Below are 18,811 nucleotides of genomic sequence, written 5' to 3'. Positions count from 1 at the left end.
CGGTTCCGCTCAGATAACGATTTCGCCCTCGTCCTCGCCATCCCAGTAGTGGATGCGGCTGGCGCGCACGTGAATCAGCACCAGTCCCGGTGTATCCACGCCCTGTTCGAACCATCGCTCCAGGTCCTTCACCCAGTGCTGGCTCATCGTGGCCCGGTCGCGCACCAGCGCTGCCCTTCCCTGCACGTGCACGAACAACGGTGGCTTGCCCAGCAGCGACTTGCTGCCGGAAAAACCCAACGCGACGGCGGGGTCAGCTTCAATCTCGCGCACCATGTCGGTGTCTTCGGTGGTGAAAAACCAGCTGTCACCGTCATAGTCCACGTCGCCGTTGTTGCTCATCGGACGACCGGCAATCTCTCCGCCGGCGTGGGTCTGCAGCATCGTGAAATCGATGCCGGCCATTTTCCTGGACAGTTCAGGCAGGGTGAGCTGGGTCATGTCGTCGTCCCTCGTCGGATGGAATCCCAGCGTCTGCGCAGGGCGGTGACCGAAGCGTGGATGGGCAGTTGCGACCTCTTCACAGAAAACGCGATAGGGCGCATGGCACGTGTGTGACGCATTCCTCACCACCACACCCGCGTTAAAGGCGGATGGAGGAACGGTCCTCCACGCCGCGACACGCCTCTAACAGGGCATTGCCCGAGAATCGCGCAACCTCGCGATGCATCCGGCATGGCCGCCGGCATCACCGAGGCTCCCCTCCGCAACCGCATGGCCCCCACATGGACCTGTTCGCCTGGCTCGCGTTCGGCTGCTACCTGTTGGCGTTCTTCATTGTCTCGCTGTTTGCTGCGGCCTACCTGAAACGCTCCGACTTCATGCCCTACCACGGCCAGGCCGTGGGCCTGCCATGGAAGGAGGTCGAACCGCGCATGCAGTTGCTGCTGATGGCACTCATCCGCGTGGTCGGCGCCGGTTGGATCGCACTGGCCGGCGCCGGCGTGATGCTGGCCTGGCTGATCTTCTTCGGCGGACACTTCGCGCTGCCGCAACTGCTGGCCTTCCAGCTGTTCTGCCTGGTCGCCACCGTGCCGCCGGTACTGGTCGCTTCCGGCGTGCGGCGACGCACCGGTGCGAGTACACCGGTGCCCGCCGGCGCCGCGGTGGTGCTGCTGTCGGTCATCGGATTCGTGCTGGCCCTGTTGGCACTGTCCTGATGCGTGCTCCCTCCTATCCCTCCATCGAGGCTCCCATGAATCCCGAATCGATCTTCTACAGCGTGGTCAGCGGTGATCTGCCGCCCTCCCAGGCGGGCACCCTGCTCGGCTGGCGATTCGTCGAATACGACGACGCACTGCGCCGCATCCATGTCGAGTTCGACGCCGGGCCGATGCTGACCAACCCGATGGGCAACGTGCAGGGAGGCTTCCTGTCGGCGATGCTGGATGACTGCATGGGGCCGGCGATCTACGCCACACTGCCCGCCAACCGCATCGCGGTCACGGTGGAATCCAAGACCAGTTTCGTCAGTCCGGCACGACCAGGGCGCATCATCGGTTGGGGCGAAGTCGAGCACAGCAAGGGGAGCATCGCCTTCACGCGTGGCTGGCTGACTGACCCGGCAGGCAACGTACTGGCCACCGCCACCGCCACCTTCCGGGTGGGTGCGCTGCGCTGGCGTGGCTTATCGGTACCACGTCCGATCGCGCGCCGGATGATCGCGCGGACGCTGCGGCGGGTGCATGCACGCATCGGCTGACGCATGCCCTCAACGCGTGATGCGACCGCCACCCGCCACCCGTACCCGATCACGCCCCTGCGCCTTGGCCCGATACATGGCCGCATCGGCGGCTCGTAGCAGGGTGCGCCAGCCCAGCGCGTCGGTGCCGCCCTCGGCCACGCCGAAACTGGCGGTCACCCGCAGCACGGTGCCGCCGGCCAGCGCGATGTCCATCTGCTGCAGGGCCAATCGCAATGACTCGGCCAGCTGGCGGCCACCGGCCAGATCACCGTCGGCCAGCAGCACCAGGAATTCCTCGCCGCCATAACGGGCGATGCTGTCGCTGCGGCGCAGCTGATGCCGCAACAACTGCGCCACCCGCACCAGCACTTCGTCGCCGGCATCATGGCCATGGCCATCGTTGATCGCCTTGAAGCGATCCACGTCCAGCAGGATCACCACGGCGCTTGCATCGCCCCCCGCGTGTCTCTGCTGCACCACCTCATCCAGCGCGCGCCGGTTCAACAATCCGGTCAGCTCGTCGGTGCCAGCGAGCTGGCGCAGCTCGCTGGTCAGTGCCGAGCGCTCGCGCGATTTCTCACGCAGTACTTCGATGGCGTCGAACAAGCGCTGCATCTCGGCCAGCGGGTGGGTGATATGCTGCTCCGGACCGGGTGCATCCGAGGCAAGCTGGATCACCTGCGCCTGCGCCTGCAGCAACGGCTGCAGGATCTGCCGGTGGGCAATGCGCAATGCCACGCCCAGCACCACCAGTGTGCCCAGCGCGGTCGCCACCAGCACGGCCAGGCGCATGGCCTCGCGATTGCGGGTGCGTTCAAAGCGGGCGATGGACACGCTCAGGTAGCCATCACGCAGCGCCTCAAGCGACTGCAGGGTCGGCACGTAGCGCGTGGTGAATTCGGCGGCGGTCCATGGCGGCGGCAGGCCTCGGCGGCCATCTTCGATCAACTGCTCGATCATCGGCAGCGATTCGCCGAAGAACTGCCGACGCGCCATGTCCCAGTGCCATGACAATTCCGGGTCAGTGCGGAACACCGACTCGTGGCTGCCCGCCAACCGCCACAGCTCCAACAGGCGACCCTCGGTCTGCAGTGCAGCGCGTACCTGTTCCTCCCGCCATGCCCCTGGCACCGCCACCGGCGCCATCACATTCGAGGCCAGGCGGCCACCATGCTCGCGAAGATCGATCAGCACCTGGCCCTGCATCGCCGGAATCGCTGCTTCACGGTCGGCGCTGACCAGCACGTTGATCTGTGCCGAGGTCAGCAGGTGCAGGCGATCGACCACGGCGAACATGCCACTGATCGCACGCTCCACCTCCTCCACGCGGCGTGCGTCATGGGGTTGCGCCACGACCCGGTCAACCGCAGCCCGCGCCGATTGCAGGCGACGTTGCGCGTCGGCCAGCAGCCCATGCTCGTCGACCACTCCCGGATCAGCCTTGAACACGGTGTCCAGCTGCAGCAGGGCAGCGTCGACCCGCTTGCGCGCGGCCGCCAGCTGCGCGGCCAGCGGTGCCTGCTCGGCCGCATCGGCCGGGTCGGCCCCCAGCAGGCTGTTGGCGGGGCCGCGTTCGGCCGACACCAGGTTGGCCAGGTCGAAGGTCTGCCGCAGCTGGCGCAGGCTGGCCAGGTTGTCCTCGGCGGCCGTGAAGCGCAGCGTGCCCTGCACCAGTGCGATGGCCATCAGCGGCAGCGTACAGACTACGAACAGCCCAGCCAGGATCCAGACCCAGGTCCGCAATCCGATGGGCGACGCCTTGCGGGCCATGCACATTTCCCCTGTAGTGCCGAACACTGTAACGGCCGGCTACACAGGCGCCAAGCCACTCGCGGGCCAACCGTGGCGGTGGGTAAACCCTGCCGACCGCGAACGCACCGACAAGGCCGCGCGGACATTCGAACCGGGACAAATACGTCATGCCCAGCCGCGTCAGATCCAGCGCTGGTCGACCAGTTCGCGCTTCACGTAGGCATAGAACACCGGCGCGGCGACCAGGCCCGGCAGGCCGAAGGCCGCCTCCATCACCAGCATGGCCAGCAGCAGCTCCCAGGCACGCGCCTGGATCTCGCCACCGACGATGCGCGCATTGAGGAAGTACTCCAGCTTGTGGATCACGATCAGGTACAACAGCGCGGCCACGGCCACATAGAACGAGACCGACAACGCGACGATGCTGATGATCGTGTTGGAGATGATGTTGCCCACCACCGGCAGCAGGCCGGCGATGAAGGTGATCAGCACCAGCGTCTTGGAAAGGGGCAGGTGCACGCCGAACAACGGCAGCACGCCCAGCAGGAAGATGGCGGTGAAAAGGGTGTTGAGCAGGGAGATCTTCACCTGCGCGAACACCACCTGGCGGAACGCGGTGGCCAGGCGGCTGGTGCGCCCGATCAGCTCCTGCGCCAGCGGCCCCATCGTCGGCAGCGGCAGTTCGTCATACAGCGCGATCATCGCGCCCAGCACCATGCCGATCAGTACGCGTACACCCACCTGCACCACCGAGGTACCGGCCACGCCCAGCTGGCGCTGGTGCTCGGCGGCCCAGTCATTCAGCGCCGCACGCAGCGCCGGCATGTCCTCGGGGATATACGGCTGCAGCAGCGCCGGTACCTGGTGGCGCGACGAATTGAGGATATCCATCAGCCGTGCCAGCAGCGCGTCCGGCCCACCGGTCTCGTTGCGGAAGAACGACGCCACACCGATCCCGGCCAGCACCAGCGCGCTGATGATGATCGCCGACAGCACGATCACCGCGATCGCCCGCGCCCGTCCCGGCGGCAGCCTGCCTTCCACGGTGGACGCCAGCACATGGGTCAGCTGGAACACCAGCAGGCCCGACAGCAGCGTCACCACCAGCCCGAGCTTCAGCGCCAGCCACATGCCCAACAGCATCATCAGCCAGGCCGCGATCCTCGCAACGGGGGGCTTGGGCTGGGCAACGAGGGCGTCTTGCATGGGCGGCGCGTCCGGGCGGGGTGGCCCATGGTAGAGGATTGGCGTGCCGATTCCGCGTGCAGGATGAACGGGCGTTTCGGCCTCGTTCGGCGGCAGCCGTGCCGCACTCACTCACCGTAGCTGGCTGTGTTCTTGCCCTGCCGCTTGGCGTGGTAGAGCGCGCGGTCGGCCAGTGCCAACCAGTCCTCGACACTACCGCCACGCGGCGTCGCGGCAATGCCGATACTCACGCTGAACTCCACGCCCGGCGTGGCCTGCCGCGCGGCCTCCAGCAGGTGCAGGCGCACCCGCTCGGCCAAGCGCATCGCATCGACGGGCGCGCAGTCGCGCAGCAGCACCACGAATTCATCGCCCCCCAGCCGCGCGGGCGTATCACCGGGCCGGGCAAAGGTGCGCAATGTCGCCGCGATATGCCGCAGCACCTCATCACCGGCGCGGTGGCCATGCGAGTCATTGATGCGCTTGAAATCATCCACATCGAGCATCAGCAGGCAGGCAAAGCTGCCCTGCCCTTGTGCCTTGTCCAGCGCCTGCTGCGCACGCAGGATCAGGAAGCCACGGTTGGCCAGCTCGACCAGCGGGTCCATCCGGCTGAGCCGCTGCAGCTGACGGTTCTGCGATTTGACCCGGCGCGCCAGCTGCCAGCTGAGAATGCTGAGGCCGATGCCATACACGAACAGGAACGGGACACTCAGCACGATCGTGCGCTGCGAGGTGACCGGCTGGTAAGGGAAGCCGAGCAACCACCAGGTGAGTGCGAAGCCCAGCAGCAGGGCCAGCGTGGCGCGCATCGCCAGGCGCACGCCACCGGCGGCGATCTTGTCGGCCACCAGCAGCGCGGCGAACAGTGCGCTGGGCACCGCGCTCAACGCCATGAAGGCGATCCAGCCACCGCCGAAGAAGGAGTCGGCCACCATGCAACGGAACTGGACGACCGCCGGCTGGCGGGAGCGCTGGGTCAGCAGCAATGCCAGTGCCGGCCACGCCAGCGCGTTGAGCAGCAGCAGGACCCACGCCAGCCCGCCATCCTGGCGTTCAAGCATGATCGAGGCAATGGGGATCGCTCCCAGTCCATTGCCGACGAAACGCATCCAGCCGATGCGACGTGCCGCGCCAATGCCTTCGACCGCGCCTTCCGCCGAATCGGTGAAGAATGGCATTGCCGCCCCCCCTTGCGCGATCGCACCTGCTGCTACGGCCCTTGCCGGGCTGCCTGCGATGAGTCTGACAGCTTTGCGTCAATTCGGGATCAAGGTTGCACGATATCGCGCGGGCCGGCTGCCACGCTCCCGCGGCCCCACCCCGTGGTCACCTGCGTCGGGACGCAGCCGTCGATCCCCGCACCATCAGGCTGAAATCCAGCGTCTGTTGAAGCGGAACATCCACCTGTTCGATGATGGCGAGCAGCAGGTTGACCGCGCGCGCGCCGATTTCCCGCATCGGCTGCCGGATGGTCGTCAATGGCGGCGTGAGGTAGCGGGAAGACGCCAGATCATCAAAGCCGACGATGGACAGGTCTTCCGGCACGCGGATGCCCAGCTCCCGGCAGGCCGCCAGGGTGCCCAGCGCCATCTGGTCGCTGAAGCAGAAGATCGCCGTTGGTGCGGACGTGCCGTCCAGCAGCGCCATGGCAGCTGCATGGCCGGATTCCACTGAAAAATCCCCGGGCACGATGCTCAGCTGGCGCAGGCGGCCGCGCGCCTTGCCGGCCGCCCGCACCCCTTCCAGGCGCTGCTGGTGCAGGGGATTGTCCGGCGGCCCACCGACCACGGCGATCCGTTCATGGCCCAGTGCGTACAAGTGCTCCATGACGGCGCGTGCGGCGGCGGCATTGTCGATGTGCACACTGGGCAGGCCCAGCGCGGGATCGAACTCGCAGCCGTTGACCACCGGCGCGGCAGCCCCCCTCTGCTGGACAATCTCGCGCGCCGTCGGTGGCAGGCGATGGCCAAGCACGATCATGCCGTCGGCCTCGTTGCGCCGGAGCATCTGCGCGTAGCGCTCCTCGCGGTCGGGTTGGTCCTGCGTATCGCCCAGCAGTACCGCATAGCCGACAGCCTGCGCAGCGTCTTCCGCGCCCTGCAGGATCTGCGCGAAGAACGGGTTGGCGATATCCGGCACCGTGACCAGGATCTTGCCGCTGCGCTGGGTCTTGAGCGTGCGGGCGACCGTGTTGGGCACGTAGCCCAACGCCGCGGCGGCCTGCTCGATGCGCGTGCGCGTGGCCGGCAGCACTTTGTCCGGCCGCGAAAGTGCACGCGACACGGTGCCGGCGGAGACGCCGACGTGCTTTGCGATGTCGTAGATGGTGGCCATGGCGTTAGTTCTCCCGCCCGCTGTGCACTGCACAACAGGTCCTGCGTAAGCCCCTGCTAGGATAATGCAATCGATTGCATCGAGGGCGAATCACGTTGAAGACGCTCAAGGGTCCAGCGCTGTTCCTGGCGCAGTTCATCGGCGACGCGGCTCCTTTTGATCGGCTGGACACGCTGGCCGGATGGGCCGCGGGTCTGGGCTATTCTGGCGTACAAGTCCCCACCACGGCGCCCCACCTGTTCGATCTGGCCGAGGCCGCGCGCAGCCAGGCGTACTGCGACGACCTCGCCGGCATGCTGGCCGGTCATGGCGTGCAGATCACCGAGCTGTCCACCCATCTGCAGGGGCAGCTGGTCGCGGTCCATCCGGCCTACGACAGCTTGTTCGACGGATTCGCACCCGCGGACAAACGTGGCGATCCTGCGGCCCGCCAGGCCTGGGCGGTGGAGCAGCTTCTGTTGGCCGCCAAAGCCAGCCAGCGGCTGGGGCTGACCGCGCATGCCACGTTCTCCGGCGCATTGGCCTGGCCCTATTTCTATCCCTGGCCGCAGCGCCCACCGGGACTGGTGGAAGAAGCCTTCGCCGAACTCGGCCGCCGCTGGCGCCCGATCCTCGATGCCTTCGATGCCTGCGGCGTGGATCTCTGCTTCGAGATCCACCCGGGCGAGGACCTGCACGATGGCGCGACCTTCGAACGCTTCCTCGATGTGGTGGATCATCACCCCCGCGCCAAGATCCTGTACGACCCCAGCCACCTGCTGCTGCAGCAGATGGACTACCTGGGTTTCATCGACCGCTACCACGCGCGCATCGGCATCTTCCACGTCAAGGACGCGGAGTATCGCCCCAGCGCAAGCAGCGGCGTGTATGGCGGCTACCAGGACTGGATCGAGCGTCCGGGCCGCTTCCGTTCGCTCGGTGATGGCCAGATCGACTTCAAGGCGATCTTCTCGAAGTTCGCCCAGTACGACTTCCCCGGCTGGGCGGTACTGGAATGGGAATGCTGCCTGAAGCACCCCGAGGACGGCGCACGCGAGGGTGCCGCCTTCATCCGCGACCACATCATCCGCGTGACCGAACACGCCTTCGACGACTTTGCCGACAGTGGCACGGACGCCGCATCACTGCACCGCATGCTGGGAATCTGAGCCAAGACCGCCCCGGGAGGGCAAGCCATGACGCACGCCATGTCGCGCCTGGGCGCGATGATGTTTCTGCAGTTCTTCATCTGGGGGGCGTGGTTCGTCACCCTCGGAACCTACCTGGTGCAGGGCCCGCTGCAGGCCAGCGCCAGCCAGGTGGCCACTGCCTTCCTCAGCCAGTCCATCGGCGCCATCGTGGCGCCGTTCCTGGTCGGCCTGATCGCAGACCGCTACTTCGCGGCGCAGCGCATCCTTGCGGTGCTGCACCTGGCGGGCGCGGTGCTGATGTGGCTGGCGTCCACGGCATCCAGCTTCAGCATGTTCTCCGCCTGCGTGATGGGCTACATGCTGCTGTTCATGCCGACATTGGCACTGGCCAACAGCGTGGCGATGCGGCACATGCAGTCGCCCGAGAAACAGTTCCCGCTGGTACGCGTGGCCGGTAGCATCGGCTGGATCGTCGCCGGTGTGCTGATCGGCTGGCTGGGCTGGGAACAGGCCCATCGGCTTGAACTCACCTTCCGCATGGCCGCGCTGGCATCGCTGGTGCTGGGCCTGTATGCATTCACCCTGCCGCACACGCCGCCACTGGCACAGCAGCGCGATGCCGGGCTGGGGCAGATCCTGGGGCTGGATTCGTTGCGTCTGCTGAAATCGCGTGCCTATCTGGTGTTTTTCCTGGCGTCCATCGCCATCTGCATCCCGCTGTCGTTCTACTACAACTTCACCAATCCGTATCTCAACGACCTGGGCGTGCGCGGCGCAGCAGGCCTGCAGTCGCTGGGCCAGGTCTCCGAAGTGCTGCTCATGCTGGCCATGCCGTTCCTGTTCGTGCGGCTGGGAGTGAAGACCATGCTGGCGGTCGGCATGGCCGTCTGGGTGGTGCGCTACGCCATGTTCGCCTTCGGCGATGCGGGCAGCGGCTTCTCGCTGCTGGTGATCGGCATCGTGCTGCATGGCATCTGCTACGACTTCTTCTTCGTCACCGGCCAGATCTACACCGATGCGCATGCCGGCCCCGCCGCGCGCAGCAGCGCGCAGGGCTTCATCACCCTGGCTACCTACGGCGTCGGAATGCTGATCGGCACCTTCCTGTCCGGCGCGGTGGTGGAGCACTTCACCACCGAGGCCGGCCCCGACTGGCAGCAGATCTGGCTGTTCCCGGCCGGCGTTGCACTGGTGGTGTTGATCGCCTTCCTGCTGCTGTTCCGCGACCGGCCGGCGGTCACGGCCGCGCCCTCCACACCCTGAGGATCCCCGTCGATGCCCAAGCTTGGAATCGCCATCGTCGGCGCCGGCATGATCGGTGCAGTGCATCGTCGTGCGGCACTGCTGGCCGGTGCCGACGTGCGCGGCGTAGCCGCCTCGTCACCGCAGCGCGCGCATGAGGCCGCGCAGTCCTGGAATGTCCCACGCGCCTACCGCGATATCGAGGAGGTGATCGCCGATCCGCAGGTACAGGTCGTGCACGTGTGCACGCCCAACCATCTGCACCGCGCCATGGCGCAGGCTGCGCTGGAAGCCGGCAAGCACGTGATCTGCGAGAAACCGCTGGCGACGACGCTGGATGATGCACAGGCGTTGGCGGCGCTGGCCGCATCGACCGGATTGGTTGCCACGGTGCCCTTCGTCTACCGCTACCACCCAGTGGTGCGCGAGGCACGCGCACGCATCGCCCAGGGCGATCTGGGGCCGTTGCACCTGATCCACGGCAGCTACCTGCAGGACTGGCTGCTGGACCCGGCCAGCAACAACTGGCGCGTGGACCCCGCGCTGGGAGGCACGTCGCGCGTGTTCGCCGACATCGGTTCGCACTGGTGCGACCTGGTCGAATGGGTCAGTGGCGAGGGCTTCGCCGAAGTGAACGCGGCGTTCTCCACGGTGATCGCCGAGCGTGGCGCCGTCAGCGGGCAGAGCTTCAGCACGCCAACGGCCGCCAGCGCGATGCAGGCTGTCACCAGCGAAGACGTGGCCGCAGCGATGTTCAGGACCGGCGCCGGCACGCTGGCGTCATTGACGGTCAGCCAGGTCTCGGCCGGACGCCACAACCGCCTCTGGTTCGAGATCGATGGCGCCAAGGCCAGCGTGGCCTTCAACCAGGAGGATGCCGAACGACTCTGGATCGGCCTGCCCGATCAGCGCGAGGAAACCTTCATGCGCGGCCCCGGTGCCGGCAGCGTCGAACAACGCCGCCTTTCCGTGCTGCCGGCCGGGCATGCACAGGGCTACGCCCAGTGTTTCGAGGCGTTTGTCGCCGACACCTATCGCGCCATTGAAGGCGAGCGGCCGCAGGGCCTGCCCACCTTCGAAGACGGCCTGCGCTCGGCACGGATCGTCGATCGCGTCATTGCATCAGCCAGGTCACGTGCCTGGACCACCATCGGTTGAATTCCGGGAGGATCTGTTGATGAAAGCTCTTTTCCGTAGAAGTGCAAGTCTCATCCTGCTGCTCGCTGCCCTGCCCGCCTTCGCAAGCGAAGCCGCCACCACGCAGAAGCCGATCGCGGTGCAGATGTACACCCTGCGCAATGCAGGCTCGCTCGATCAGCAGTTGAAGATTGTCCACGACGCGGGCGTCCGTGCGGTGGAAACGGTCGGTACGCAGAACACCAGCGCCACCGAACTCAAGCAGCTGCTGGACCGGTATTCGATCAAGGCGGTTTCGTCGCACGTGCCACTGGCCGAGCTGCTGGGCAACCTGGATGGTGTGGTGACGTTCAACCGATCGATCGGCAACAGCACGCTGGTGGTGCCTTACCTGGACCAGAAGGACCGCCCAACCGATGCCGCGGGTTGGACCGCATTGGGCAAGGAGCTGGGCCGCATCGCCAAGCAGGTGCGCGGCAAGGGCATGCGCCTGGCCTATCACAACCACGATTTCGAGCTGGCCGACTTCGACGGTCAGACCGGGCTGGAGCTGCTGTTCGCAGCGGCCGGGCCCGACCTGCAGACCGAGCTGGACCTGGCCTGGGTTGCACGCGCGGGCCTGGACCCGGCGGTGATGCTGGGAAAATTCCGTGGCCGCGTGTTTGCGGTGCACGCCAAGGACAATGCGCCGAAGGGCCAGGCCCAGGATGAAGGCGGATTCGCCGCGGTGGGCCAGGGCGTGCTGGACTGGAACGCGATCCTGCCCGCCGCTGCGGCGGCCAAGGTGCAGTGGTACATCGTCGAACACGACCAGCCACGCGACCCGGCCAAGGTCATCCAGACCGGCGCGGACTACCTGCGTGAACACCTGCCCGCCAACGTGCCCACCCGTGCACGGCGCTGACGCATCAAGGAGCCCCACATGAAGATGATCCTGGCCCTGGCCCTGGCCCTGGGCGGCATGAGTACTTCAACGGCAGCCCGGGCCAAGGACGATCCTGCCGCCGGCGCGAAACTCTATGCCCAGCACTGCACTGCCTGCCACGGTGCTGAACGCGCCGGCGTACCGCCGACCTTCCCAGCGCTTACCGACGTCGGCAAGCGGCTTCAGCCCGCCCAGGTCAAGGACAAGATCAGGAAGGGCGGAGGATTGATGCCGCCCTTTGCCCAGCTGTCGCAGCAGGAGATCGACGACCTCGCCAGCTATCTGGCGAAGTAGGCGGCCGGCGACCACGCCGGCCGCGTGCCGCTACAGTTCGCGCACCCAGATGTTGCGGTAGCTGACCCTGGAGTCATGCTCCTGCAGATAGAGCGGCGCGCACGCATGGGGTGCGTACGAAGGCGCACCGATGTACTCGGTCCTGCCTGCCAGCACGGTGTCGTCCTGCACGAGTACGCCGTTGTGCAGCACGGTGATGCGCGCGGGCGACGTCAGGCCGCCGCCCTGCGAGAAGCGCGGTGCCTTCCAGATGATGTCGTAGACCTGCCACTGGCCCGGTGCGCGCGAGGCGTTCACCCGTGGCATGGCCTGCTTGTAGATCGAACCCGCCTGGCCGTTGGCATACGTCGGGTTGTTGTAACTGTCGAGCACCTGCAGCTCATACAGTTCCTGCAGGAAGATGCCGCTGTTGCCCCGGTTCTGGCCGTCGAAGCCCTTCGTCTCGGTGGGGGTACGCCATTCGACATGCAGCTGGACATCGCAGAAGCGTTGCCGGGTGCGGATGCCCTTGCTGCCCGGAACGACGGTCATGGCGCCATCGGCAACCGTCCAGGGCACGCGCCCGCCCTGCTCTGCCTCCCACGCCGAGACATCCTTGCCATCGAACAGCACGATGGCATCGGAGGGGGCCTTGCCTGGCGGCGTGGCCACGACTGCGGGCACGGGCGTCCACACTTCGGTCTTCTTCGGGTCACGCGCAGCGTCGGCGCCGTCCTGAGCGAATGCAGATGCAGCGGCCAGCAGGCCGGCCGTGATCAACCCAGGGCGGATCATCAGGGTGGTGTCCATCAGCTGGTCCCCCACGCGGGCGTACCGGGGACATAGGCCAGGTCACCGTCGTAGCGGCCCGGCACGGCGACGTACTGCAGCACACCGGTCGCCCCGACCTTTGAAGTGAAGAAGCCGAAGATGGCCAGCTGCTTGATCATCGTGAAGTAATGCGGCATGGCCTCGCCTTCCTCGGGAGTGCCGGTCTCGGTCACGTCGGCATTGCGTGCCTTGGCTTCGACGTCCAGCGTTCGCAGCAACCTGGTGCGGGCTTCCGGCGTGAGCGATACGAAACGGCCACCGGCGCGCGTGTCGATGTCGGCCAGGCCGGCGCGGAACGTCGCCTGCTGCCGGGCGGTGTAGCAGTCGCTGACGAACGTCGCCATGAACGCACCGGCACCCGCGTCCTTGGCCCCGGGCGTCCTTGTCCGCGGCAGGATGGTTTCGGCGATCTCGTCCAGCATGCCGATGTCGGCATCGGAGAACGCGGGCATCGCCCCGGCAGCCGGCACCTTGCCATGCACCAGCGCAGGCAGGCCAACCATGGCCGCACCGGTGGCGGCAACGATCATCTTCAACAGTTCGCGGCGATCCATCAGAGGTTCCCCGCTTTCAGTTCGCGTACCGCATGGTCGGCCGCGCGCGCGGTCAGCGCCATATAGGTCAGCGAGGGATTCACGCAGGCGCTGGAGGTCATGCAGGCACCATCGGTCACATAGACGTTGGGGGCATCCCAGACCTGGTTGTGCGCATTCAATACCGAGCTCTTCCGATCACGTCCCATGCGTGCGGTCCCCATCTCGTGGATGCCCTTGCCCGGGGCATAGTCGTTGTCGTGCATCTTCACCTCCTTGACCCCGGCCGCCTCCAGCATCTCGGCGGCATCGGCGGCCATGTCCTTGCGCATCGCCAGTTCATTGGCGCGCATGGACACGTCCATCGCCAGCACCGGCAGTCCCCATTTGTCCTTGCGGTCGTGGTCCAGGCGGATCGTGTTGTCGTGGTGCGGCAGCATTTCACCGAACCCGGTCATGCCGATGCGCCAGTCACCCGGCACGGTCAGTGCCTCCTTCAGATCGGCACCGATGTTGAGCTCGGCGATCTCGCGCGACCATCCGGTGCGGCTGGCACCGCCCTGGTAGCCGAACCCGCGCAGGTAGCCGCGCTTGTCGGCCGCGACGTTGCGGAACCGCGGAATGTAGAAGCCGCAGGGACGGCGGCCGAAGTAGTACTTGTCTTCGTAACCCTCGACCCGGCCCGAGGCGCCGGCCCCGAAATGATGGTCCATTACGTTGTGCCCCAACTCGCCGGACGAAGAGCCCAGCCCCCCTTCCCAGACATCGGTGGCCGAATTCATCAGCAGCCACGTCGAGTTGAACGACGACGCGTTGAGGAAAATGACCTTGGCCGTGTACTGGTAGGTCTGCCCGGTCTCGGCATCGATGACCTCCACGCCGCGCGCGCGCTTGCGGTCCTTGTCGTAGAGCACTTCCTTGACGATCGAGAACGGCCGCAAGGTCAGGTTCCCGGTCTTCATCGCCGCTGGCAGCGTCGCCGCCTGGGTCGAGAAGTAGGCACCGAAGGGACAGCCCAGGATGCACTTGTTGCGGTACTGGCAGTTCACGCGCCCCTGCTCGGGCATCGGCTGGGTGATGTTGGCAGTGCGCGAGTGGATCATGTGCCGCGTTCCGCCGAAGGCCTTCTTGATGCGCGCGGCCACATCCTTCTCGACGATGTTCAAGGGAATCGGCGGCAGGAACTCGCCGTCCGGCAGCACGTCCAGTCCTTCGCGCGTGCCGGCGATGCCGGCGAACTTCTCTACATGGTCGTACCACGGCGCGATATCGGCGTAGCGGATCGGCCAATCGGTGGCGATGCCGTCCTTGAGGTTGGCCTCGAAATCCAGATCGGAGAAGCGATAGCTCTGCCGCCCCCACATCAAGGAACGACCACCGACGTGGTAGCCACGGAACCAGTCGAAGCGCTTGGTCTCGATGTAGGGCGATTCCTGTTCGTTGGCCCACATCCCTTCCAGGTTCTCGGCCAGGCCGTAGTCGCGCATCAGCACCGGGAACTCGGCCTTCATTGCCTGCGTTGGCCGGTTGCGGTGCGGGAAATCCCACGCCTCCTTCATCGCGTTGACGTAGTCCTTGACGTGCTCGATGTTGCGCCCGCGTTCCAGCATCAGGACCTTCAGGCCCTTCCCGGTCAGCTCCTTCGCCGCCCAACCGCCACTGATTCCCGAGCCAACAACAATGGCGTCGTAGTGATTATCTGCCATGGGTTTCTCACCTGGGTGGATATCGTTTCAGACGTCGCAGAGGCGGATCGCCTCGCGCAATGAGGCAACGGGATCGGGCGCTGCAGGCGTGAACTCCTGCGCCAGATACCCTTTGAAACCGGTGTCGCGGATCGCGCGACAGATGGCTGGATAGTGGAGCTCCTGCTGGTCTCCGATCTCGTTCCGGCCGGGCACGCCTGCGGTGTGGTAGTGCTTGAAGCAGGCGTGATGCTTGCCGATGGTGGCGATGATGTCGCCCTCCATGATCTGCATGTGGTAGATGTCGTAGAGCAGGCCGAAATTGTCCGAGCCGAGCCGCTGGCACAGCTCCACACCCCACGCGGAGTGGTCGCACAGGTAGTCGCGATGATCGACCTTGGAGTTGAGCAGTTCCATCACCAGCACCACGCCGCGCTTCTCGGCATGTCCGAGGATGCGCTTGAGCCCGGCCTCGGCATTGGCCATGCCGTCCTGGGGGTCCATACCGTTGCGGTTGCCGGAAAAGCAGATGAGGTTTCGATAGCCGGCATCGGCGACCAGATCGATGTGCCGCGTGTAGCGTTCCACCAGCTGGTCGTGGAACTCGCGGCCGGCAAAGCCCTTGGTCAGGCCCAGTTCCGCGCCGTTGCACATCGAGCTGTACACGCCATTCGCCTTCAGCGTGGGCCAGTCTTCCGGGCCGACCAGGTCGATCGCGGCAAAGCCGATGTCCTTCACCGTCGTGCAGAGCTGGGCAACGGACAGCTGCGGGAAGGTCCAGCGTGCGACGGAATGCTTCAGGTTGCCCTTGAGTGGCGCCGTGGCGGCGAATGCGGGCAATGCGCCCGCGGTTGTCGCGGCCCCCAGGCCAATGCTGCCGGCAACTGCGATGCGCAGCGCATCGCGCCGCGTGAGCCCCCTCGAAGGAGCCGGTCTGATCGAATGGATGGACATCCACCTTCCGGCCTCCCAACCGGTATCAAACGCAACGATTCACAGCAATGCAATCGATTGCACCATAGGGGAGGAAATTGTCTGTTTGCAAGTCGCGGTGCACGAAAAACTGATGGTGCGAGGCACAACGCAGATGGCATCGCGCAAAAAGAAAAGCCCCGCATGAGCGGGGCTTTCCTTTCTGCTGCGAACGAGCGTTCGATCAGAACGGAATATCGTCGTCAGCGAAGTCGTCCATCGGCGGCGCCTGTTGCGGCTGCGGGCGCTGGTTGCCACCCTGGTTGCCGTAACCGCCGCCCTGGTTGCCGCCCTGGTTGCCATAGCCACCGCCCTGGCCACCACGCTGGCCGCCACCGCCGCCATACTCCTGGCGCGGAGCCTGCTGGCGCTGCGGACGATCGCCGCCGTAGTTGCCACCACCGCCGCCGCCACCGCCTTCACCGCGGCCGCCCAGCATCTGCATTTCATCGGCAATGATGTCGGTGGAGTACTTCTCCACGCCGTCCTGGCCGGTGTACTTGTCGTAGCGCAGGCTGCCTTCGACGTAGACCGAGCTACCCTTGCGCAGGTACTCGCCGGCGATCTCGCCGAGCTTGCCGAAGAACACCACGCGGTGCCACTCGGTGCGCTCCTGCTGGTTGCCATCCTTGTCCTTGCGGACGCTGGTGGTGGCCAGGCTGATGCGGGTGATCGCCATGCCGCCCTGGGTGTACTTCACGTCCGGGTCGTTGCCGAGATTGCCGACCAGGATGACTTTGTTGATGCCGCGCGCCATAGGTACCTTCGTCCGTTGTCCAGGGGCAGACCGCCAGTGATAGCACAGCCCCGGGCGGGGGTGCAGTAGGCGAGGCCGCCCCTGTTGAAATTTGGGGGAATGCGAGAACGATGCATCTTAGCATTGCCGCCGCCATCCGCCCGGTCAGAAGACCCCGGCCGCGCAGGAGGATTGAACTGATTTCCTTGTCCGGCAATGACTTACCCTCGCTTCGGCGGACATCCGGAGGGGCATTGCCGTCTGCCCATGGCATCATGCCCGGGCACCTCCCCCCGCCCCCTTCCGCGTTCCCATGACGATCAAAGGCAAAGCCACCTCCCTGGACATCGCCCACCTGGCCGGGGTCTCCCAGCCGACCGTGTCGCGGGCCCTGCGGGGCAGCCCGATGGTCAACGCCGAGACTCGCGAGCGCATCCTGCGCATCGCCCGCGAGCTGAACTACAAGGTCGACAAGAACGCCTCCAGCCTGCGCCTGCGCAATGCCGGCACCCTGGCCCTGCTGTTCTTCGAGGACCCGACCAACGACGACTCGCTGATCAACCCGTTCTTCCATTCGATGCTCGGCTCGATCACCCGCGCCTGCGCCCTGCACGGGCAGGACCTGCTGGTCTCGTTCCAGCAGCTGTCCACCGACTGGCAGGCCGATTACGAGGACAGCAACAAAGCCGACGGCATCATCCTGCTCGGCTACGGCGACTACCACGAATCGCGCGACCGCCTGCAGCGGCTGGTTGAACAGGGCACGCACTTCGTGCGCTGGGGCGCCGCCCTGCCCGGCCAGCCCGGCGTGTCGATCGGCAGCGACAACTTCCAGGGCGGGCATGACATCACCACCCACCTGTTACAGCAGGGCTGCCGCCGCATCGCCTTCCTCGGCCATGCCTCCAGCCATTACCCCGAATTCCAGGAGCGCTACCGAGGCCATGTCGCGGCCCTGCAGGATCACGGCCTGGCCGCCGAACCGGCACTGCAGCACGATGCGATCACCACCGAGGCGTCGGGCCAGGAAGCCTGCCAGGCGTTGCTGGCACGCGGTGGACCGATCGATGCGATCTGCGCCGCCAGCGACCTGATCGCCATCGGCGCGATGCGGGCCCTGCGCGAGGCCGGCCTGCGGGTGCCGCAGGACGTGGCGGTGACCGGCTTTGACGACATCCCGCTGGCGGCTTCGGTGTCCCCGGCGCTGACCACCGTGCAGCAGGACACCAAGCAGGCCGGGCAGCTGCTGGTGGAACGCCTGTTGGCCCTGATCGGGCGGCAGCCGGTGGAAAGCCAGAGCATCCCGGTGAAGCTGGTGGTGCGGGAATCGTCGCTGCGCGGGTAGGCACCGCAGGGCCGGCGCCCCTACCAACGCACGACGGCCGGATTCTCCCCCCCATGACCAACGGCGGATGCGCACGGACGCTGATGCGCGGATAACGCGCAGACATCGCCCATGGAAAGGTGTACGTCACATGCTGAAGATCGATTCGCTGTCGAAGACGTACGCTAATGGCGTGCACGCCCTCAACAACGTCAGCCTGGACATCCCGCGCGGCATGTTCGGCCTGCTCGGCCCCAACGGCGCCGGCAAGTCGTCGCTGATGCGCACGCTGTCCACCCTGCAGGAGGCCGACAGCGGGACGGCGACGCTCAGCATTCCAGGCGAGGCGCCGATCGACGTGCTGCGCGACAAGGACGCGGTGCGCCGCCGGCTGGGCTACCTGCCGCAGGATTTCGGCGTGTATCCGAAAGTCAGCGCGCTGGACCTGCTGGAGCATTTCGCGGTGCTCAAGGGCCTGACCCAGCGCGCGCAGCGCCGCGAGGTGGTCGATGGGCTGCTGCAGCAGGTTAACCTGTGGGACGCGCGCAAGCGCAAGCTGGGCACCTACTCCGGCGGCATGCGCCAACGCTTCGGCATTGCCCAGGCGCTGCTGGGTGACCCGCGGCTGGTGATCGTCGATGAACCCACCGCCGGCCTCGACCCGGAAGAACGCAACCGCTTCCTCAACCTGCTGGCGGCGATCGGCGAGAACGTGGCGGTGATCCTGTCCACCCACATCGTCGAGGACGTGACCGATCTGTGCCCGACGATGGCGATCATGAACAAAGGCCAGGTGCTGCTGACCGGGCGCCCGGCCGATGCCATCGACGCCCTGCAGCACCAGGTCTGGCGCAAGCAGGTTGATCCTTCGGAACTGGCCGACCACGAGGCACGCTACGTGGTGCTGTCCACCCGCCTGGTCGGTGGTCGCCCGGTGATCCACGTGCACAGCGCCAACGACCCTGGCGACGGCTTCGCGGCCGTGGCTCCCGACCTCGAGGATGTGTACTTCCAGCGCCTGCGCCTGCAGGCCCGTGCCCGCGCGGCAGCCTGAGCGGAGCACGC

19 protein-coding genes are annotated in these 18,811 nt (G+C 66.4%); 9 read left to right on the top strand and 10 right to left on the bottom strand.

Annotated features, from left to right (window positions below):
- Positions 1-9: 9 nt before the first annotated feature.
- Positions 10-441, bottom strand: a complete 432-nt coding sequence (locus tag AC5P7E_RS10155; RefSeq protein ID WP_005412573.1) for a pyridoxamine 5'-phosphate oxidase family protein — start codon at positions 439-441, stop codon at positions 10-12.
- Between the two features lie 284 nt (positions 442-725).
- Here AC5P7E_RS10155 and AC5P7E_RS10150 point away from each other — a divergent pair, with 284 nt between their 5' ends.
- Both AC5P7E_RS10150 and AC5P7E_RS10145 read left to right on the top strand, forming a co-directional pair.
- Positions 726-1,160, top strand: a complete 435-nt coding sequence (locus tag AC5P7E_RS10150; protein WP_005412572.1) for a hypothetical protein — start codon at positions 726-728, stop codon at positions 1,158-1,160.
- Positions 1,161-1,195: 35 nt separating this feature from the next.
- Positions 1,196-1,702 carry a PaaI family thioesterase gene (locus tag AC5P7E_RS10145; protein WP_114618532.1) on the top strand — a complete coding sequence of 169 codons (507 nt, stop codon included), beginning with the start codon at positions 1,196-1,198 and terminating at the stop codon, positions 1,700-1,702.
- Positions 1,703-1,711: 9 nt separating this feature from the next.
- Here the strand turns inward: AC5P7E_RS10145 and AC5P7E_RS10140 are convergent, their stop codons facing one another.
- From AC5P7E_RS10140 to AC5P7E_RS10125, 4 genes are all read right to left on the bottom strand, one after another.
- A complete protein-coding gene (locus tag AC5P7E_RS10140) occupies positions 1,712-3,454 on the bottom strand; it encodes a GGDEF domain-containing protein (RefSeq protein ID WP_114618531.1) in 1,743 nt (580 codons plus the stop codon).
- A gap of 162 nt (positions 3,455-3,616) precedes the next feature.
- Complete coding sequence (locus tag AC5P7E_RS10135) at positions 3,617-4,642, bottom strand: AI-2E family transporter (protein ID WP_032966486.1); 1,026 nt, start codon at positions 4,640-4,642, stop codon at positions 3,617-3,619.
- Between the two features lie 107 nt (positions 4,643-4,749).
- Positions 4,750-5,802, bottom strand: a complete 1,053-nt coding sequence (locus tag AC5P7E_RS10130) for a sensor domain-containing diguanylate cyclase (RefSeq protein ID WP_005412567.1) — start codon at positions 5,800-5,802, stop codon at positions 4,750-4,752.
- A 148-nt stretch (positions 5,803-5,950) separates the two neighbouring features.
- Positions 5,951-6,958, bottom strand: a complete 1,008-nt coding sequence (locus AC5P7E_RS10125) for a LacI family DNA-binding transcriptional regulator (protein WP_005412565.1) — start codon at positions 6,956-6,958, stop codon at positions 5,951-5,953.
- A 95-nt stretch (positions 6,959-7,053) separates the two neighbouring features.
- Between AC5P7E_RS10125 and AC5P7E_RS10120 the strand changes: the two genes are divergently transcribed.
- The 5 genes from AC5P7E_RS10120 to AC5P7E_RS10100 are packed head-to-tail and all read left to right on the top strand — an operon-like array spanning position 7,054 to position 11,686.
- Positions 7,054-8,106 (top strand): sugar phosphate isomerase/epimerase family protein, encoded by a 1,053-nt coding sequence (locus tag AC5P7E_RS10120; RefSeq protein WP_111193223.1) that lies wholly within the window; start codon positions 7,054-7,056, stop codon positions 8,104-8,106.
- A gap of 27 nt (positions 8,107-8,133) precedes the next feature.
- Positions 8,134-9,351 (top strand): nucleoside permease, encoded by a 1,218-nt coding sequence (locus AC5P7E_RS10115; RefSeq protein ID WP_495222840.1) that lies wholly within the window; start codon positions 8,134-8,136, stop codon positions 9,349-9,351.
- Positions 9,352-9,363: 12 nt separating this feature from the next.
- Complete coding sequence (locus AC5P7E_RS10110) at positions 9,364-10,488, top strand: Gfo/Idh/MocA family protein (protein WP_114618529.1); 1,125 nt, start codon at positions 9,364-9,366, stop codon at positions 10,486-10,488.
- 19 nt (positions 10,489-10,507) lie between these two features.
- The gene (locus AC5P7E_RS10105) at positions 10,508-11,371 is read left to right on the top strand and encodes a sugar phosphate isomerase/epimerase family protein (RefSeq protein WP_114618528.1); all 864 of its coding nucleotides are present in this window, start codon (positions 10,508-10,510) and stop codon (positions 11,369-11,371) included.
- An 18-nt stretch (positions 11,372-11,389) separates the two neighbouring features.
- Complete coding sequence (locus tag AC5P7E_RS10100; RefSeq protein WP_012479397.1) at positions 11,390-11,686, top strand: c-type cytochrome; 297 nt, start codon at positions 11,390-11,392, stop codon at positions 11,684-11,686.
- Between the two features lie 30 nt (positions 11,687-11,716).
- On the opposite strand, the gene AC5P7E_RS10095 is transcribed toward AC5P7E_RS10100, so the two are convergent.
- The 5 genes from AC5P7E_RS10095 to AC5P7E_RS10075 form a co-directional block, all read right to left on the bottom strand.
- The gene (locus AC5P7E_RS10095) at positions 11,717-12,475 is read right to left on the bottom strand and encodes a 3-keto-disaccharide hydrolase (RefSeq protein WP_114618625.1); all 759 of its coding nucleotides are present in this window, start codon (positions 12,473-12,475) and stop codon (positions 11,717-11,719) included.
- Complete coding sequence (locus AC5P7E_RS10090; RefSeq protein WP_012479395.1) at positions 12,475-13,050, bottom strand: gluconate 2-dehydrogenase subunit 3 family protein; 576 nt, start codon at positions 13,048-13,050, stop codon at positions 12,475-12,477. The genes AC5P7E_RS10095 and AC5P7E_RS10090 overlap by 1 nt, the downstream gene beginning before the upstream one ends.
- Entirely contained in the window at positions 13,050-14,735 is a 1,686-nt protein-coding gene (locus AC5P7E_RS10085) for a GMC oxidoreductase (protein WP_114618527.1), read from the bottom strand. The genes AC5P7E_RS10090 and AC5P7E_RS10085 overlap by 1 nt, the downstream gene beginning before the upstream one ends.
- A gap of 27 nt (positions 14,736-14,762) precedes the next feature.
- A complete protein-coding gene (locus AC5P7E_RS10080) occupies positions 14,763-15,668 on the bottom strand; it encodes a hydroxypyruvate isomerase family protein (protein ID WP_033833417.1) in 906 nt (301 codons plus the stop codon).
- Between the two features lie 202 nt (positions 15,669-15,870).
- Positions 15,871-16,443, bottom strand: a complete 573-nt coding sequence (locus AC5P7E_RS10075; RefSeq protein ID WP_005408464.1) for a single-stranded DNA-binding protein — start codon at positions 16,441-16,443, stop codon at positions 15,871-15,873.
- A gap of 292 nt (positions 16,444-16,735) precedes the next feature.
- On the opposite strand from AC5P7E_RS10075, the gene AC5P7E_RS10070 reads away from it, so the two are divergent.
- Positions 16,736-17,767, top strand: a complete 1,032-nt coding sequence (locus tag AC5P7E_RS10070; protein WP_114618526.1) for a LacI family DNA-binding transcriptional regulator — start codon at positions 16,736-16,738, stop codon at positions 17,765-17,767.
- Between the two features lie 130 nt (positions 17,768-17,897).
- Complete coding sequence (locus AC5P7E_RS10065; protein WP_060380496.1) at positions 17,898-18,800, top strand: ABC transporter ATP-binding protein; 903 nt, start codon at positions 17,898-17,900, stop codon at positions 18,798-18,800.
- Positions 18,801-18,811 lie beyond the last annotated feature (11 nt).

The sequence above is a fragment of the Stenotrophomonas sp. YJH_SMC_25 genome, assembly GCF_059369595.1.
Note: the sequence above shows the minus strand (reverse complement) of the source record. Positions and strands in the feature narration are given on the sequence as shown.